This window comes from Caldimonas hydrothermalis (assembly GCF_056746695.1).
In genome coordinates, this window is record NZ_JBWQXA010000004.1 from 186,152 (window position 1) to 203,887 (window position 17,736).

Genomic DNA, 17,736 nt, shown 5'->3' on the forward strand with positions numbered 1-17,736 from the left:
TTCTGGAAATGGGGTGCTGCACGCTCGTCTCCTCATCCACATCATCAGCTCAATTCATCCAGGGCCCGCGCCGCCCCCAGCAGGGCCGGATGCTGCGCCTGCACGACGTAGGTCGGGATCCCGGCCAGGTAAGACCTGAAACGCCCCTTGTCCTCGAACCGCCGCCGGAACGCGGAGCGGTCGAACCATGGTCCCAGGCGCGGCACGATGCCGCCACCAATGTACACACCCCCGCGCGCGCCCAGCGTGAGCGCGAGATTGCCCGCCACATTGCCCAGGAAGCTGCAGAACAGCGCCAGCGCTTGTTCGCAGGCGGGATCCTGGGCGGCCAGGGCCGCATGCGAGACGTCCGCGGGCGTCAGGGCTGCCGGCGCCACGCCACGCAGCTCGCACACGGCGTCGTAGAGATGAACCAAGCCCGGGCCGGACAAGGCCCGCTCGGCGGAGGCATGCCCGAAGCGCCGCCGCAGCAGACGCAGGACCGCCTCCTCGTCCTCGTCGGCGGCCGCCAGCGTCACATGCCCTCCCTCGCCATTGACCGGCACCAGCCGCCCTCCCCCCGAGGACAGTAGGCCCGAAACACCCAGCCCCGTGCCGGCGCCCAGCAGGGCTCTGGGCTCGCCCTCCACAGCTTGCCCGCCGCCCACGGGCCGCAGGTCACCTCCGGCCAACGAGGGCAGCGACATGGCCAGCGCCGTGAAATCGTTCAGCACGAGCAGGCGCCGCAGCCCAAGGCTTTCGCGCATGGCGCGGATGGAGAAGGCCCAGTGGTGGTTGGTCATCTGCACCCGGTCACCGGTCACGGGATTGGCAATGCCGATCGCACACCATGGCGGGATGTCCAGACCCTCTTGCTCCAAATAAGCCCGGATCACCGACTCCAGCGACTCGTGAGCGGCGCAGGCATAGGTTCTCACACGCTCGGGCAGACGGCCCGGCGCCGCCACCCAGGCCAGGCGGGCATTCGTCCCGCCGATGTCCCCGACCAGACGGGGGTAGGTTTGATCCACGATGTTGTCTTCCTCGATGAGCCCCGCGGCACGACTCTTGGCCGGCCGAGGTGTAGGCAAACTACATCATCATGCTAGATGAGTTCAAGCACCCTGTCCATGCTTGTCACGGCTTGAAGCGACTGCCTCCGACCGTTTGTCGCCGGCACAACACTCGCAATCAAGGGTTATCCCTGGTTCAGTAAACGTAGTTTCATTACTAGAGTTCCGCCTGTTATCAAACTACATCAATACTTGTAGTGATTCTACAGACGGCCATGACGGACAAGACTTCCCTGGCGGTGTTCCGCCCGCAACCGTGGTGGCCCAGCGGTCTTCAAAGCGAGCGAGTTCGCGGCGCCCGGCCGGGCGCCGCCTCTTTTTCGCCGCCCCTCGGTTTTCCCCAACCGCTGTGAAGCGGCCTCGGCCGTACGCAGCATGACACCACCAAGCCACAACCCATGAGGAGTTCCACCATGCATCACAAGTTCAAGCTGCTGGCTGCCGCAGCAGCCGTGGCAGGCGCCTTCGCCGCGCCGGCCGCGTTCGCACAGGGCATCGAGTTCCACGGCTACGTGCGCACCCAGGTCGGCGGCACCAGCGAAGGCGGCAACCTGCAGTGCTTCCGGCTGGGCTTCCCGGCGCAGGCCAAGTACCGCCTGGGCAACGAATGCGACAACTACGGTGAGGCGGCGGTGTCGGTGCCGTTCGGCAAGTCCGACGGTGCCTGGGCGAAATACAACCTGCGCCTGGCGCTGCGCGAGAAGGGGGTCCAGGACTATGAAAGCGTGATCGACCAGAACCCCTCGAGCGACGGCAAGAGCTTCGACATCGCCAGCCGCGAAAACTATGTCATCGCCGGCGGTTTCTTCCCCGAGGGCGCCCTCGAAGACGCCAAGCTGTGGGTGGGCAAGCGCTTTTACAACCGCCACGACGTCCACATCAACGACTACTACTACTGGGCCAACACCGGCCCCGGCGCCGGCATCGAGGACATCGGCGTGGGCCCGGCCAAATTCGCCTTTGCCTACCACCAAAACGGCGGCAACTCCGGCCTGGACGGCGCGCCGGGCAGCTTCGTGTTCGGTGGCGGCGTGGGCGTGAACGCCGCCAAGCGCTATGAGTTCCGCTTCTATGACATCGGCGTCAACCCGAACGGCAAGCTGGAACTGGCCGCCCAGGTCATCCGTGGCAGCAACGCCGTGGCCAGCGACGAGAAGACCGGTTACCTGCTGACGGCTCAGCACTTTCAGGGCGGCATCCTCGGCGGCTTCAACAAGCTCGCGCTGCAGTACGGCCGCGGCAATGGAGCCGGCATGAACTGGATCCCGGCCTACGCCGGGGGCAACAACAGCACCAAGGGCGAATCGATCCGCCTGGTCGAGCAGCTCTACATCGCGCCGGCCGGCAGCAACTGGTCAGGCATGGGCACCTTCATCTGGGACAACCTGAAGAAGGCCCCCTGGGACCTGGAGCAGCGCCAGTGGATGAGCTTCGGCGTGCGTCCGCAGTACAACTTCAGCGACAACTTCTCACTGGCGGTGGAGCTCGGCGTGGACCGTGCCAAGGATGACAGCCAGACCAATCCGAAGTGGGCCACGCTGACCAAGCTGACCATCGCGCCGCAGTTGTCTCTGTCGCGCGGCTTCTGGTCGCGCCCGGTGCTGCGCGGCTTCGTGACCTACGCTACCTGGAACGAAGCCGCCCGCAATGGCGTGAATGCCAACTCGAACAACGTGTTCGCCGACAAGAAGTACGGCATCACCTACGGCGTGCAGGCAGAGACCTGGTGGTGATCGGGCCGGTGCCGGCCTGCGCCGGCACGGCGGCTTGATTGCACAGGCGGCTGCGCGCCGCCTGCAAGGCGATGGGCATCGACATGCCGTGCCCATCGCCTTGCACCTGGGCCCCGAACCGAAACTGCAAATTGACGGACCTTCCGACGTGACCACTGCCTCGTCTTTGCACGCCCGCGCCACCGACTGGTGGCGAGGCGCCATCATCTACCAGATCTACCCCCGCAGCTTCGCCGACAGCAACGGTGACGGCATCGGGGACCTGCCCGGCATCGTCGAGCGCCTGCCCTACGTGGCCAGCCTGGGTGTGGATGCCATCTGGATTTCACCCTTCTTCCGCTCGCCGATGAAAGACTTCGGCTACGACATCGCCGACTACCGCGACGTCGATCCGATGTTCGGCACCCTGGCTGACTTCGACCGCCTGGTGGCGCGAGCTCACGAGCTGGGCCTGAAGGTCATGATCGACCAGGTGCTCTCGCATACCTCGGACCAGCACCCTTGGTTCGTCGAAAGCCGCGCCAGCCGCGACAACCCCAAGGCCGACTGGTATGTGTGGGCCGATCCCCGGCCGGACGGCACCCCCCCCAACAATTGGCTCAGTGTCTTCGGCGGTTCGGCCTGGCAGTGGGATTCGCGCCGGCGCCAGTACTACCTGCACAACTTCCTCACGAGCCAGCCCGACCTGAACTTCCACCACCCGGCGGTGCAACAGCAGGTGCTGGAGGACATCCGCTTCTGGCTGGAACGCGGCGTGGACGGCTTCCGTTTCGACGCCTGCATCTTCCACTTCCACGACCGGCAATTGCGCGACAACCCGCCGGCGACCCGTCGCGACACCAAGACGGTCATGGAGACCAACCCCTACGGGATGCAACGCCACCTGTACGACAAGACCCAGCCGGAGAATCTCGCCTTCCTGCAGCGCGTGCGTGCACTGCTGAACGAGTACGGGGCCGCCAGCGTGGGGGAGATCGGCGACGACGATTCGCTCAAGACCATGGCCGCCTACACGGCCGACGGCGACAAGCTGCACATGGCCTACAGCTTCAACCTGCTGACGGCCGAGCACAGCGCCGCCTACATCCGACAGCAGGTCGAGGAGCTGGAAGCCCAAATGAAGGACGGTTGGGCCTGCTGGTCCTTCGGTAACCACGATGTGGCCCGTGTGATGACGCGCTGGGGCGGCTCGGATGCCTCGCCCGATTACATCAAGGTGGCCGGCGCGATGCTGATGAGCCTGCGCGGCAGCGTGTGCTGGTGGCAAGGTGACGAACTGGCCCTCACCGAAGCCGACATCCCCTTCGAGAAGCTGCAGGACCCCTACGGCATCGCCTTCTGGCCCGAGTTCAAGGGTCGCGACGGCTGTCGCACCCCCATGCCCTGGTCGAGCATGCAGCCGCATGGAGGGTTCAGCGGTGAGGCCACGGTGGAACCCTGGCTGCCCGTACCGCCCGAGCATCTCGCTCGGGCGGTGGACGTGAGCGAAGCCGATCCTGCATCGCCCTTGCAGGCGCTGCGCCGATTCATCGCCTGGCGCAAGACGCAGCCTGCACTCGTGACCGGCGATATCCGCTTCTTCGACGCCCCCGAGCCTGTGCTGGCGCTGGTGCGTACCCCGGCCGCCGGCCAATCTGGCGATGCAGTGCTGGCCCTGTTCAACTTGGGCGCCAAGCCGGTGAGCTTTGAGCTGCCGCAAGCGCCGGCCACCTCGGCGCTGGAAGGCCATGGCTTTGCCGGAGCGCATCGCCAGGCTCAGCGTTTCACCTTGCCCGCCCACGGCGCCTACTTCGGCAAGATGGCGTGATGTCCGAAGCCTGAACCGACCCGAACCATGGCCCACCTCCAACTCAAGGCGCTGCGCAAATCCTACGGCGAGATCGAGACCCTGCACGGCATCGATCTGGACATCCACGACGGCGAATTCATCGTCTTCGTCGGCCCTTCGGGCTGCGGCAAGTCCACCTTGCTGCGCTGCATTGCCGGCCTGGAAGACATCACCAGCGGCGAGCTGTACATCGGCGGCCAGCTCGTCAACGAGGTTCCGCCCGCCAAGCGGGGCATCGCGATGGTCTTCCAGAGCTATGCCTTGTACCCTCACATGACGGTGGCCGAGAACATGGCCTTTGGGCTGCGCTTGGCCGGCGTGAAGAAGGACGACCAGGCGGCTGCCGTGAAGCGTGCCGCGCAGATCCTGCAGATCGAGCATCTGCTGGACCGCAAGCCCAAGGCTCTGTCGGGCGGACAGCGGCAGCGTGTGGCGATCGGCCGTGCGATCGTGCGCAAGCCGGGTGTGTTCCTGTTCGACGAGCCGCTGTCCAACCTCGATGCCGCGCTGCGGGTGCAGATGCGGGTGGAACTGGCCCGGCTGCACCGCGAACTGAAGACCACCATGGTCTATGTGACCCACGACCAGGTCGAGGCCATGACCCTGGCCCACCGCATCGTGGTGTTCCATGCGGGCCGCATCGAGCAGGTGGGCACGCCGATGGAGCTCTACCACCGCCCGGCCAACCTCTTCGTGGCCGGCTTCATCGGCTCGCCCAAGATGAACTTCATCTCGGCCACGCTGGAATCGGCAGCCGCCACGCAAGCCCTGCTGAGGCTGGCCGACGGACGTGCCATCCGTGCCGCCGTCGATGCCACCGGTCTGGCCTGCGGCACGCCTGTGACCGTGGGCGTGCGTCCCGAACACATCGACACCCAGACTGCTGAGCCGGCCAACGAGCTGCGCGGCACGGTGCAGGCGGCCGAACATCTGGGGGACGTCACTTACCTTTATGTGGACGTTCCCGGCGCCCAGGCGCCGGTGGTCGTGCGTGCGGCTGCGGACAACCCGCTGGTCATCGGCGACACCGCCCACCTGGACCTGCCGCCGCAGCGCTGCCACGTCTTCGATGCCGACGGACAGGCCCTGCCCCGCACGGAATGACCGTCTCACCCTTTCCCCAACCGTGTCATTGGACATACCCAAGCGCCCGATCAGGCCGAAACCAAAGGAGCAAGCCATGAACATTCAACGTCAACGCATCAAGTTGGTGGCCGCGGCCGCCATGCTGGCCCTGTCGGCCGGCTTCTCGGCGCCAGCCCTGGCCGTCGAGCCCGGCAAGCTGCTGATCTGGATCAACGGTGACAAGGGCTACAACGGCCTGCAGAAGGTCGGTGACGAATTCGAGAAAAAGACCGGCGTGAAAGTGACGGTCGAGCATCCGGAAGATGCCCCGGGCAAGTTCCAGCAGGCTGCAGCCGCTGGCAAAGGACCCGACATCTGGATCTGGGCGCATGATCGCGTGGGCGAGTGGATCCAGGGCGGCCTGCTGCAGCCGGTGACCCCGTCGAAGAAGATCGTCGACGACATCGATCCGCTGGCCTGGAAGGCCTTCAACATCGGTGGCCGCACTTGGGGCTACCCCATCTCGATCGAGGCGGTGGCCCTCATCTACAACAAAGACCTGGTGCCCACCCCGCCCAAGAGCTTCGAGGAAGTGATTGCGCTGGACAAGAAGCTGTCGGCCCAGGGCAAGAAGGCCATCCTCTGGGACTACAACAACACCTACTTCACCTGGCCGCTGCTGGCGGCCAACGGCGGCTACGCCTTCAAGCAGAAGGCCGACGGCACCTACGACCCCACCGACACCGGTGTGAACAATGCCGGGGCCCTCAAAGGGGCCGAGCTGATCGCCAGGATGATCAAGGACGGCGTGATGCCCAAGGGGGCCGGCTACGCGGACATGGAAGCCGCCGTCAACCAGGGCAAGGTCGCGATGATGATCAACGGCCCCTGGGCGTGGGACAACCTGAAGAAGTCCAAGATCAACTTCGGCGTGGCCAAGATCCCCACCGTGGCCGGCAAGAAGGCCGCACCCTTCGTGGGCGTGATGGGCGCGATGATCAACAAGTCTTCTCCGAACCGCGACATCGCCATCGAGTTCATCGAGAACCACATGCTGAGTGTGGCGGGTCTGAAGACCATCAACGACGATGTGCCCTTGGGCACGCCGGCGTCCAAGACCTTCTTCAACCAGCTCAAGAGCGACCCGAACATCCAATCCACGATGGCCAGTGCCCAGGACGGCGCCCCCATGCCCAATATTCCGGAGATGGGTCGCTTCTGGTCCTCGATGGCCTCGGCACTGCAGAACATGACCGAAGGACGCCAAAGTCCCAAGGAGGCCCTGGACGCCGCAGCCAAGCGCATCACCGCCAAGTGATCTGACTCGCGGCTCGCAAGGGCCGCACCCTGGTGGTCCGGCACCGTTGCCGGACCACCCACCAATTCCGTATGACTCAGACTTCCGTCCTGCAGCGTTGGGCTCCCCGGGCCGCCGGCATCGTGCTGGCCCTGGGGGCCCTCTACCTCGTCACCCTTGTCCACGCTGCCGGCGAAACGCTGCTGGCAGGCACCTTGCTCGTGGTGACCGCCCTGGCAGCCTGGATCTACACCTCACAGCGCCTGTATGCCTGGCGCTACCTCTTCCCTGGCATCGCGGCCGTGGTGATCTTCGTGGTCTTCCCGATGCTGTATACGGTGGCCATCAGCTTCACCAACTACAGCTCGCGCAACCTGCTCAGCTTCGAGCGTGCCACCGCCTACCTTCTGGACGAGACCTACCAGGCCGAGGGGCGCAGCTACAGCTTTGCCTTGCTGAGCGACGGTCAACGCCATGTGGGCCGCTTCGAGGATCCTGACACCGGCGAGATCTTCCTCAGTCCCGACCTTGATCTCGACGATCCGACGCCGGCCTCGGTAGCCGCTGTGGCGGCCCAGGGAGACCCGCCGGGCCTCGCCCCCGTCGAACTGCGCGAACTCATCCGCCTGCAGCCCCGCCTGCGCACCCTCACCGTCACCATGCCCGACGGCACGGCGGTGCGCATGAGCGGCCTGCGCCGGTTCGGTCCCGTCCAGAAGCTCTACGTGCGCAATGCTGACGGCAGCCTCACGAACCGGCAAGACGGTTCGGTGCTGCGTCCGAATTTCGACACCGGCTTCTACCAGAACGAGGCCGGCGAGAACGTGGCTCCGGGTTTCCAGGTGAACATTGGCGCGGCCCACTACCTGCGCATCTTCACCGACGAGGCCTTCCGCGAGCCCTTCGTGCGCATCTTCATCTGGACGGTCGTCTTCGCGGCGCTGACCGTGCTGTTTGCCACCTCGGTAGGCATGGTGCTGGCCGTGCTGCTGAGCTGGGAGGCCCTGCGTTTCCGCGGGATCTACCAGACCCTGCTCTTCCTGCCCTACGCCGTGCCGGGCTTCATCTCCATCCTGGTGTTCAAGGGCCTGTTCAACAACAATTTCGGCGAGATCAACCTCATCTTGCACGGCTTGTTCGGCATCAAGCCCGCGTGGTTCTCGGATCCTTTCCTGGCCAAGGTGATGCTGCTCATCGTCAACACCTGGTTGGGCTATCCATACATGATGGTGCTGTGCATGGGGCTGCTCAAGGCCATCCCGTCCGACCTCTACGAAGCCTCGGCCGTGGCGGGTGCCGGGCCGCTGACCAACTTCTTCCGCATCACGCTGCCGCTGGTCATCAAGCCGCTCACGCCGCTGCTGATCGCCTCCTTCGCATTCAACTTCAACAACTTCGTGCTGATCAACCTGCTGACTGGCGGACGGCCCGATTTCCTCGACACGCAGGTCCCAGCGGGCACCACCGACATCCTGGTGTCGTACACCTACCGCATTGCCTTCGAGGATTCGGGCCAGAACTTCGGCCTGGCCGCCGCCATCTCCACGGTGATCTTCACGATGGTGGCTCTGCTGTCGTGGTTCAACCTGCGCGCCACGCGCATCACCAAGGACGAAGCCCGCTGAAGCAGATCCCAGGAGCACTCCCCACCATGGCCATCGTTCTCGACAAGTCCCATCGCTGGCGTGTGCTGGCCGCCCACGCCTTCCTGATCGCACTCATCGCGGTCATCATCTTCCCGTTCCTGATGATCCTGTCGATCTCGCTGCGTCCGGGCAACTTTGCCGCCGGCAGCCTGATCCCTGATCAAATCAGTCTGGAGCATTGGAAGCTCGCGCTGGGCATTTCCTACGAGGGTCCGGACGGCCGCATGGTCGAGCCCCCCTTCCCCGTGCTGCGCTGGCTGTGGAACTCGGTGAAGGTGGCCACGCTGTCGGGGATCATCACCCTGCTGCTGTCCACCACCGCGGCCTACGCCTTCGCCCGCATGAAGTTCCGCGGTCGGTCGCAGGCCCTCTCTGCGCTGCTGCTGATCCAGATGTTCCCGGCCGTGCTGGCGCTGGTGGCCATCTATGCCATCTTCGACCGCATCGGCAATATCTTCCCCTTCTTTGGCATCGACAGCCATGCCTCGCTGTTGCTGGCCTATGCCGGAGGTATCGGCCTGTTCACTTGGACGATCAAGGGCTACTTCGACACCATCCCCTCCGAGATCGAGGAGGCCGCCAAGGTGGACGGCGCTTCTGCGTGGCAGGCCTTCCGGCTGGTGCTGCTGCCCATGGCCGTTCCGATCCTGCTGGTCGTCTTCCTGCTCGCTTTCATTCACGCCATCATCGAGTATCCGGTGGCATCGGTGCTGCTACAGGGTCAGAACCAGCTCACGCTGGCGGTGGGCTCCAAGCTCTTCCTCTACGAACAGCGCTACCTGTGGGGCGACTTTGCCGCCGCCGCCATCCTCTCGGGTTTACCCATCACCGTGGTCTTCATCCTCGCCCAGAAATGGATGGTCTCCGGCCTCACGGCCGGCGGTCTGAAAGGCTGATGACTGCACGACGAATCCCCAACCGCTCCTCAACCACCTGCAAGGAGACATCACGATGAAGCGCATCACTTCCCTTCTGAAGGCAACCGTCGCCGCCACCGTGCTCGCAGCCTGTGCCGGGGCCCTGGCCCAGAGCTCCGCACCGCCGGCCGGATACGTGTCCATCCATTACAACCGCTGCGACAACAACTACGACGGCTGGGGGGTGCACCTCTGGAAAGATGGGGGTATTCCATTGCCGGGGATCGAGTGGCAAAAGCCCATGATGCCCACCGGCAAGGACGACTTTGGCGTGTACTGGCACACCAAGCTCGACGACTACGTCAATGGCCGGGTCAACTACATCATCCACAAGGGCGATACCAAGGACCAGGGGGGCCGTGACATGGCCTTCGATGGCAAGCTCCACAAGCAGATCTGGGTGAACAACGGCGACCGCACCATCTACACCTCGCTGGCCGATGCGAAGAAGGCTCGCGAGGCCAAACCCTGCAAGTGAACTGACGCCCTCGCCTAGCGTTCCCCGCCGCTTGCGTACCGCGCGCGGCGGGGCCGTTCAACATCTTGCGGCCTGTGCCACCGCCTCGGCGCAGGCCCGTGCTGCCTTCTGCCATGAAACTGCTTCACCCGGCCCTGCTGCTCGCCCCCTTGCTCGTCGCCTGCGGCACCGCGACCCCGCCGCCTGCGTCCGCTCCCGCCGTCGCGGCCCCGCAGGCCAGCACCGCCGCGCCGCATGCCGTGCCGGGCCGCTTTGCCGACAACCCCATCGTCTACTTCGTCATCACCGACCGCTTCTTCAACGGCAACCCCGGCAATGACCACAGCTACGGACGCCAGCGGGAGGCCAACCCCAAGGACGACGTGGGCACTTTCCACGGCGGGGATCTCAAGGGCCTGACGATCAAACTCAGGGAAGGCTATTTCAAGGCGCTGGGGGTGAATGCCCTGTGGATCACGGCCCCCTATGAGCAGATCCGCGGCTGGGTGGTGGGTGGTGACAAGGAATTCAAGCACTACGCCTACCACGGCTACTACGCGCTGGACTACACCGTGCTCGACCGCAACATGGGCACCGCGGAGGAACTGCGTGAGATGGTCGACACCGCCCACGCACAAGGCATTCGGGTGCTTTTCGACGTGGTCATCAACCATCCCGGCTACCTGGACCTGCGAACGGCCGCCGAACTGGTGCCCAAGGTTCTGTGGCCCGGCCACGAGCAGGCCACGCTGCGCAACTACCACAGCTTCATCGACTACAACAGCTTCGCGTTCGGGCAATGGTGGGGGCGGGACTGGGTGCGTGCCGGACTGCCCGGCTACCTCGACGGCGGCCGAGACGACCGCACGATGCAACTGGCCTACCTGCCCGACTTCCGCACCGAGAGCAAGCAGGCCGTCCGGCTGCCCACCTTCCTGCGCAACAAGCCGGACACGCGAGCACGAGACCTGCCCGACACCACGGTGCGCGGCTATCTCATCCGGTGGTTGACCGACTGGGTGCGCGAGTATGGGATCGACGGCTTTCGCGCCGACACCGTCAAGCATGTCGAGCCCGAAGCCTGGGCCGAACTCAAGCGCGAAGCCACCAAGGCCCTGGCCGAATGGAAGGCCAGGAACCCGGACAAGAAGATCGACGACGAGCCCTTCTGGATGGTGGGTGAGTACTGGGGTCATGGGCCCGAGCGCAGCGCGCTGCACGACGCCGGCTTCGACGCGATGATCGACTTCCACTTCCAGCAGCAGGGGCGTCGCTTCAGCGAACCCGAACCCCTCTTTGCACAGTACGCACGCGTCTATGCCGGACGGCCCGGCTTCAGCAATCTCGCTTACATCTCCTCGCACGACACCGAACTCTTCAACCGCAAGCGTCTGTTCGAGGCCGGCACCGCGTTGATGCTGGTGCCCGGCGGCGTGCAGATCTTCTACGGCGACGAGACCGGGCGGCCGGAAGGACACCGCCCACGCACCGACCCCCAGCAATCGACCCGCTCGTTCATGAACTGGGACAGCATCGATGCAGAGCTGCTGTCCCATTGGCGCAAGCTCGGGACCTTCCGGGCCCGCCATGTGGCGCTGGCCCGTGGCGTGCATGAGCTCTTGCAGGCCACACCCTACGTGTTCAGCCGCGTCGATGCCGAAAGCGCAGACCGCGTCGTGGTCGCCCTGACCAACCCAGGGCCAGTCACCCTGCCAGTGGGACAGGTCTTCCGCGAAGGTGAGCGCCTGCGCGATGCCTACACCGGTCGGCCGGTGACCGTCAGCAACGGGCGGGTGAGTCTGGAGGCCGGCCGCGTCGTGCTGCTGGAGCGCGACCCGGCAGCGGCCGGGCGTTGAGCAGGAACCGCGCATGACGCCTTGCAGCCCCAGCCCGGCCCGGCTGCCCGCCGGGGGCCCAATCTTGGGTACAGTGTGCATGGAAAATGCCTGCCATGCCCTCGTCCCCATCCAACGCTGCCGGTTCGGTCCTCACCACGCCCATGCTCGTGGCCACGGGAGGACCTGACATGCCGGGCTTCACCCCTCCCTACCCCGACCCGCGCCTGCTGGCCGACATCGGCGCCACGTACGCCCGCTTCTGCCTGGAACAGCAGCCCGGCCGCTTCGACTATGTCACGGTGCTGCCTTGCGCCGACTACCCTGGCTTCGTCGAGGTGGTGCAGGCCTATCTCGACAGCCTGCCTCCCGGCCTGAAGCCCCGCCATGCGGCCGTGGCGATCGCCAACCCGATCGAAGGCGACTGGGTGCGCATGACCAACCGCGACTGGGCCTTCTCGATCGCCGGTGCGCAGCGCTTGCTGGGCCTGTCCACCTTGCTGGTGGTGAACAACTTCACCGCGCTGGCAATGTCGCTGCCGCGGGTGGGCGAGCAAGGACGTGAGCAGATCGGTGGTGGAGAACCCCAGGCCAACGGTGTGATCGGCCTGCTCGGACCGGGCACGGGCCTGGGCGTTTCGGGGCTGGTCCCCGTGGGGGACCGCTGGGCCACCCTGGCCACCGAAGGCGGCCATGTGAGCTTTTCGCCGGCCGACGAGCGTGAGCTCAAGGTGCTGCAATACGCTTGGAGGTCGCTCACCCACGTCTCAGCCGAACGGCTGGTCTCAGGCCCGGGCATCGAGATCATCTATCAGGCCCTCACCGAGGGCCGCACCGACCTGCCGGCCCGGCTGAGCACCACCCACATCGTCCAGCGCGCGATCCAGAACCTGTGCCCCTGGTGCGTCGAGACCGTCGAGACCTTCTGCAACATGCTGGGCACGGTCGCCTCGAACCTGGCCCTCACTCTCGGGGCCACCGGCGGCATCTACATCGGCGGGGGCATCGTGCCGCGACTGGGCGAGTTCTTCCTGCGCTCGGGGTTCCGGCAGCGCTTCGAGGCCAAAGGGCGCTTCTCGGGTTACGTGGCCCGCATCCCCACCTATGTGCTCACGGCCGAGAACCCGGCCTTCCACGGCGTGTCCTCGCTGCTGGCCGAGCATGTGCCCGCCCATGAAGGCGGCAACCCGCTGATGGAGCGGGTGCGCGCAGCCCGGCCCAGCCTGACGCCGGCCGAGCGACGGGTGGCCGACTTTGTGCTCGACAACCCGCGCACGGTGCTCAACGATGCGATCGCCGTGATCGCCCAGATGGCCGAAGTCAGCCAACCCACGGTGATCCGCTTCTGCCGGTCGCTCGGCTTCCAGGGGCTGGCCGACTTCAAGCTCAAGCTGGCCTCCGGCCTGACCGGCAACATCCCCGTGCAGCGCACCCAGGTGCGCCGGCAAGACGCGACCCCCGACCTGTGCGCCAAGGTGCTGGACAACACCATCTCGGCCATCGTGCAGTTCCGCGAGTCTCTCAACGTCGAAGCCGTGGACCAGGCCATCGAACTGCTGCGCCAGGCCAAGCGCGTGGAGTTCTACGCGATGGGCAACTCGGCCGTGGTCGCCCTGGATGCCCAGCACAAGCTTTTCCGTTTCCGCATCCCCTCGGTGGCGCACACCGACGCATCGATGCAGTCGATGGCGGCCGAGCTGCTGGGGCCGCAGGATGTGGCGGTATTCATCTCCAGTTCGGGCCAGCCGCCCGAGCTGGTGCGCGCCGCCACTCTGGCCCGCGACCGTGGGGCGGCCGTGCTGGCCATCACGGCCAGCAAGTCACCGCTGGCCAAGAAAGCCACGGTGTGCATCCCGGTGGATCATAACGAGGACAGCGCCACGTTCCTTGCGATGATCTCGCGCATCCTGCACTTGCTGGTGGTGGACATGGTGGCCGTGGGCGTGGCCGTGCGCCGCGAAACGGGCAGCAGCGTGCCCCGGCCAGCCCAGGCCGGCGACGCCGGCCCCGACCATCCTCCGGGCATGCTCATCTCCCACGTGCTCTGAGGGCTCCCGTCAACGCACGCAATCGACGTAATAGCGCCGGTTGCCGCTGGCGTCGTCCTCCTCCACCAGGCCGTGCACGTCGGTGTCGAAACCCGGGAAGGCCGCATTGAACTCTCGGGTGAAGCGCAGGTAATCGCAGATCTTGCGGTTGAAGCGCTCGCCGGGGATGAGCAGCGGGATGCCCGGCGGATAAGGCGTCAACAAAGAGGTCGTGATGCGGCCTTCGAGCTTGTCGATCTCCACGCGCTCGGTCTCGCGGTGGGCGATGCGTGCATAGGCATCGCTGGGCTTCATCGCCGGCTGCAGATCGGACAGGTACATCTCCGTCGTCAGGCGGGCGATGTCACGCTTGGCATACATCTCGTGGATGCCCTGGCAGAGATCACGCAGGCCCATGCGCTCGTAGCGCGGGTGCTGGGCGCAGAACTCCGGCAGGATGCGCCACATCGGCTGGTTCTTGTCGTAGTCGTCTTTGAACTGCTGCAGGGCCGTCAGCATCGTGTTCCAGCGTCCCTTGGTGATGCCGATCGTGAACATGATGAAGAAGGAGTACAGCCCCGTCTTCTCGACCACCACGCCATGTTCGGCCAGGTACTTGGTGACGATCGAGGCCGGGATGCCGGTCTTCGCAAACTTGCCGTTCAGATCCAGCCCCGGGGTGACGATCGTCGCTTTGATCGGATCGAGCATGTTGAAGCCTTCAGCCAGCTTGCCGAAGCCATGCCACTTGGCCGTGCCCTTGATCATCCAGTCTTCGCGCTGGCCGATGCCCGATTCGACCAGCTTGTCCGGCCCCCAGACCTTGAACCACCAGTCGGATCCGAACTCCTTCTCCACCTTGCGCATGGCCCGACGGAAGTCCAGGGCTTCGAGGATGCTCTCCGCCACCAGGGCCGTGCCCCCCGGAGGCTCCATCATTGCCGCAGCCACGTCGCACGAGGCGATGATCGCGTACTGCGGCGAGGTGGAGCTGTGCATCAGGTAGGCCTCGTTGAACAGCGCCCGGTCGAGCTTGCGGGTCTGCGAATCCTGCACGAGGATCTGCGAGGCCTGCGACAGGCCGGCCAGCAGCTTGTGCGTGGATTGCGTCGCGAACACCAGCGACTCCTTCGTGCGGGCCCGGTGCTTGCCCATCGCGTGCATGCCCGAGTAGAAGTCATGGAAAGCCGCATGCGGCAGCCAGGCTTCGTCGAAGTGCAGTGTGTCGATGTAGCCGTCGAGCATCGACTTGATGCTCTCGGTGTTGTAGAGCACGCCGTCATAAGTGCTCTGCGTGATGGTCAGCACGCGCGGCTTGACCTTCTTTGGGTCCACCCCCTTGAGCAGCGGGTTGGCGGCGATCTTCTTCTGAATCGCCTCGGGCGTGAACTCGCTTTGCGGAATGGGCCCGATGATGCCGTAGTGGTTGCGCGTGGGCGTCAGGAACACCGGCACGGCGCCGGTCATCGTGATGGCGTGCAAGATGGACTTGTGGCAGTTGCGGTCCACCACCACCACGTCGCCCGGGGCGACGGTGTGGTGCCATACCATCTTGTTGGACGTCGATGTGCCGTTGGTCACGAAGAAGCAGTGGTCGGCATTGAAGATACGCGCGGCATTGCGCTCGGAGGCAGCCACCGGGCCGGTGTGATCGAGCAACTGGCCGAGCTCCTCCACCGCATTGCACACGTCGGCGCGCAGCATGTTTTCCCCGAAGAACTGGTGGAACATCTGCCCGATCGGGCTCTTCAGGAAGGCCACCCCACCGGAATGGCCGGGACAGTGCCAGGAGTAGGAGCCGTCCTGCGCATAGCCCACCAAAGCGCGGAAGAACGGCGGCGCCAGCGAATCGAGGTAGCTCTTGGCCTCGCGGATGATGTGGCGTGCCACGAACTCCGGTGTGTCCTCGAACATGTGGATGAAACCGTGCAACTCCTTGAGCACGTCGTTCGGGATGTGCTGCGAGGTGCGTGTCTCGCCGTACAGATAGATGGGGATCTCGGCGTTCTTGAAGCGGATCTCGCTGACGAATGCACGCAGGCTCTTCAACGCCGCATCCACCTCCTCACTCGAGCCCGAGCCGAACTCCTCGTCATCGATGGACAGGATGAAAGCGCTGGCCCGGCTCTGCTGTTGGGCGAACTGGGACAGATCGCCGTAGCTGGTCACGCCCAGCACCTCGAAGCCCTCCTTCTCGATCGCATCGGCCAGGGCCCGGATGCCCAGGCCCGAGGCGTTCTCGGAACGGAAATCCTCGTCAATGATCACGATGGGAAAGTGAAAGCGCAGCATGGCAGGCCCCCCAAGGGCGCAAATCGGAAATGGAAACCGGCAAGTGTAGGGCCTGCGCCGGTCCCGGGCCGTGACGCGGTACCGGCTGTCCCGTCGGTACCACATCCATCCCGCAGCAGGCAGGCACGGTGCACACCGCGACGTACACTGCCAGCGGCCCGTCATTGAGACCGGAGGACACCTGCGATGGATTTTCACGACGCCACCTGGTGGTGGCTGCTCGCCGGCCTGGCCGTGGTCGCCGAATTGCTCACCGGCACCTTCTACCTGCTGATGATCGCCATGGGCCTGGCCGCCGGTGCCGTCGCCGCCCATGCCGGGCTGGGCTTCAGCGGCCAGCTCGTGGCGGCCGCCATCGTCGGCGGAGGGGCTGTCGCCCTGTGGCGCTGGCAGCGCAACCGCCACCCCGCGCGCGATGCACACGGCCGGCCTGACCACAACCAACTCGACATCGGCAAGCACGTCACCATCGAACAATGGCGGCCCGACCAGACCGCCCGTGTGAACTACCGCGGCGCCATCTGGACGGCCCGCTATGCCGGTACAGGCACGCCCGAACCCGGCACTTACACCATCCGCGCCGTCGAGGGCAACCACCTGCTCGTCGACCGCTGAATCCCCCCATCGCTCCCGGAGGAACCATGGAAATCGTTGCCATCGTCTTGCTGTTCATCGCAGTCATCTTCATCGCCCAATCCATCAAGGTGGTGCCGCAACAGCATGCCTGGGTGGTCGAGCGCCTGGGCCGCTTTCACGGTGTGCTCAGCCCGGGCTTGAATATCCTCGTGCCCTTCATCGACCGCGTGGCTTACAAGCACTCGCTGAAGGAGATCCCGCTGGATGTGCCCAGCCAGGTTTGCATCACCAAGGACAACACGCAGCTCGCTGTCGATGGCATCCTGTACTTCCAGGTCACCGACCCGATGCGTGCGAGTTATGGCTCGTCGAACTACATCATTGCCATCACCCAGCTCGCCCAGACCACCCTGCGCTCAGTGATCGGCAAGATGGAGCTGGACAAGACCTTCGAGGAGCGCGAGGCGATCAACGTCGCCGTCGTCAATGCCCTGGATGAAGCTGCGCTGAACTGGGGCGTGAAGGTGCTGCGCTACGAGATCAAGGACCTGACCCCGCCCAATGAGATCCTGCGCGCGATGCAGGCCCAGATCACGGCCGAGCGCGAGAAGCGCGCCCTGATTGCCGCCTCCGAAGGACGCAAGCAGGAACAGATCAACATCGCCGAAGGTGAACGCCAGGCCTTCATCAACAAGTCCGAGGGAGAGCGCCAGGCCGAGATCAACATCGCCCAGGGTCAGGCCGCTGCCATCGTCGCCGTGGCCGAGGCCACGGCCGAGGCCATCCGCAAGATCGCAGCGGCGATCCAGCAACCCGGCGGCGCGGAAGCCGTCAACCTGAAGGTGGCCGAGAAGGCGGTGGAAGCCTACGCCCAACTCGCCCAGAAGAACAACACGATGATCGTGCCCGGCAACATGACCGAGGTGTCGGCCCTGATCGGAACCGCAATGACGCTCATGAAAAGCGCCCCTGCCGCGAGCCGCTGAGTATCAGGCTCCAGGCTGAGGCGGG

Annotated in this window: 13 protein-coding genes; 11 read left to right on the forward strand and 2 right to left on the reverse strand. The window is 65.3% G+C overall.

Annotated features, from left to right (window positions below):
• Window positions 1-44: 44 nt before the first annotated feature.
• The gene (locus AC1ECW_RS07705; RefSeq protein ID WP_409702351.1) at window positions 45-1,010 is read right to left on the reverse strand and encodes a glucokinase; all 966 of its coding nucleotides are present in this window, start codon (window positions 1,008-1,010) and stop codon (window positions 45-47) included.
• A 455-nt stretch (window positions 1,011-1,465) separates the two neighbouring features.
• Here AC1ECW_RS07705 and AC1ECW_RS07710 point away from each other — a divergent pair, with 455 nt between their 5' ends.
• The 9 genes from AC1ECW_RS07710 to AC1ECW_RS07750 all read left to right on the forward strand — a co-directional run bounded on the left by AC1ECW_RS07710 (window position 1,466) and on the right by AC1ECW_RS07750 (window position 13,878).
• Window positions 1,466-2,785: a carbohydrate porin gene (locus AC1ECW_RS07710; protein WP_481201556.1), complete on the forward strand. Its 1,320-nt coding sequence runs from the start codon at window positions 1,466-1,468 to the stop codon at window positions 2,783-2,785.
• Window positions 2,786-2,933: 148 nt separating this feature from the next.
• The gene (locus tag AC1ECW_RS07715) at window positions 2,934-4,592 is read left to right on the forward strand and encodes an alpha-glucosidase (RefSeq protein ID WP_481201557.1); all 1,659 of its coding nucleotides are present in this window, start codon (window positions 2,934-2,936) and stop codon (window positions 4,590-4,592) included.
• Between the two features lie 27 nt (window positions 4,593-4,619).
• Complete coding sequence (locus AC1ECW_RS07720; RefSeq protein WP_481201558.1) at window positions 4,620-5,717, forward strand: ABC transporter ATP-binding protein; 1,098 nt, start codon at window positions 4,620-4,622, stop codon at window positions 5,715-5,717.
• Between the two features lie 76 nt (window positions 5,718-5,793).
• A complete protein-coding gene (gene malE, locus AC1ECW_RS07725) occupies window positions 5,794-6,996 on the forward strand; it encodes a maltose/maltodextrin ABC transporter substrate-binding protein MalE (RefSeq protein ID WP_481201559.1) in 1,203 nt (400 codons plus the stop codon).
• Between the two features lie 71 nt (window positions 6,997-7,067).
• Window positions 7,068-8,600, forward strand: a complete 1,533-nt coding sequence (malF, locus tag AC1ECW_RS07730; RefSeq protein WP_481201560.1) for a maltose ABC transporter permease MalF — start codon at window positions 7,068-7,070, stop codon at window positions 8,598-8,600.
• Between the two features lie 26 nt (window positions 8,601-8,626).
• Window positions 8,627-9,517 carry a maltose ABC transporter permease MalG gene (malG, locus tag AC1ECW_RS07735; protein ID WP_409702340.1) on the forward strand — a complete coding sequence of 297 codons (891 nt, stop codon included), beginning with the start codon at window positions 8,627-8,629 and terminating at the stop codon, window positions 9,515-9,517.
• A gap of 55 nt (window positions 9,518-9,572) precedes the next feature.
• Complete coding sequence (locus AC1ECW_RS07740) at window positions 9,573-10,016, forward strand: pullulanase-associated domain-containing protein (protein WP_409702338.1); 444 nt, start codon at window positions 9,573-9,575, stop codon at window positions 10,014-10,016.
• A 113-nt stretch (window positions 10,017-10,129) separates the two neighbouring features.
• Window positions 10,130-11,851, forward strand: a complete 1,722-nt coding sequence (locus AC1ECW_RS07745) for an alpha-amylase family glycosyl hydrolase (protein WP_409702336.1) — start codon at window positions 10,130-10,132, stop codon at window positions 11,849-11,851.
• Window positions 11,852-11,937: 86 nt separating this feature from the next.
• Window positions 11,938-13,878 (forward strand): glucokinase, encoded by a 1,941-nt coding sequence (locus AC1ECW_RS07750; RefSeq protein WP_409702334.1) that lies wholly within the window; start codon window positions 11,938-11,940, stop codon window positions 13,876-13,878.
• 9 nt (window positions 13,879-13,887) lie between these two features.
• Here AC1ECW_RS07750 and AC1ECW_RS07755 read toward each other — a convergent pair whose 3' ends face one another.
• The gene (locus AC1ECW_RS07755; RefSeq protein WP_409702332.1) at window positions 13,888-16,149 is read right to left on the reverse strand and encodes an Orn/Lys/Arg family decarboxylase; all 2,262 of its coding nucleotides are present in this window, start codon (window positions 16,147-16,149) and stop codon (window positions 13,888-13,890) included.
• A gap of 186 nt (window positions 16,150-16,335) precedes the next feature.
• Between AC1ECW_RS07755 and AC1ECW_RS07760 the strand changes: the two genes are divergently transcribed.
• Window positions 16,336-16,764, forward strand: coding sequence for an NfeD family protein (locus AC1ECW_RS07760; RefSeq protein ID WP_409702330.1), 429 nt, complete (start codon window positions 16,336-16,338; stop codon window positions 16,762-16,764).
• A gap of 26 nt (window positions 16,765-16,790) precedes the next feature.
• A complete protein-coding gene (locus AC1ECW_RS07765) occupies window positions 16,791-17,711 on the forward strand; it encodes an SPFH domain-containing protein (protein WP_409702328.1) in 921 nt (306 codons plus the stop codon).
• The last annotated feature ends 25 nt before the right edge of the window (window positions 17,712-17,736 follow it).

Bases quoted from the DNA above. Each gene is read 5' to 3' on its own strand.
- AC1ECW_RS07710 (WP_481201556.1), top strand. From the start codon at position 1,466: ATGCATCACAAGTTCAAGCTGCTGGCTGCCGCAGCAGCCGTGGCAGGC.
- AC1ECW_RS07720 (WP_481201558.1), top strand. From the start codon at position 4,620: ATGGCCCACCTCCAACTCAAGGCGCTGCGCAAATCCTACGGCGAGATC.
- malE (WP_481201559.1), top strand. From the start codon at position 5,794: ATGAACATTCAACGTCAACGCATCAAGTTGGTGGCCGCGGCCGCCATG.
- malF (WP_481201560.1), top strand. From the start codon at position 7,068: ATGACTCAGACTTCCGTCCTGCAGCGTTGGGCTCCCCGGGCCGCCGGC.
- malG (WP_409702340.1), top strand. From the start codon at position 8,627: ATGGCCATCGTTCTCGACAAGTCCCATCGCTGGCGTGTGCTGGCCGCC.
- AC1ECW_RS07740 (WP_409702338.1), top strand. From the start codon at position 9,573: ATGAAGCGCATCACTTCCCTTCTGAAGGCAACCGTCGCCGCCACCGTG.
- AC1ECW_RS07745 (WP_409702336.1), top strand. From the start codon at position 10,130: ATGAAACTGCTTCACCCGGCCCTGCTGCTCGCCCCCTTGCTCGTCGCC.
- AC1ECW_RS07750 (WP_409702334.1), top strand. From the start codon at position 11,938: ATGCCTGCCATGCCCTCGTCCCCATCCAACGCTGCCGGTTCGGTCCTC.
- AC1ECW_RS07755 (WP_409702332.1), bottom strand. From the start codon at position 16,149: ATGCTGCGCTTTCACTTTCCCATCGTGATCATTGACGAGGATTTCCGT.
- AC1ECW_RS07760 (WP_409702330.1), top strand. From the start codon at position 16,336: ATGGATTTTCACGACGCCACCTGGTGGTGGCTGCTCGCCGGCCTGGCC.
- AC1ECW_RS07765 (WP_409702328.1), top strand. From the start codon at position 16,791: ATGGAAATCGTTGCCATCGTCTTGCTGTTCATCGCAGTCATCTTCATC.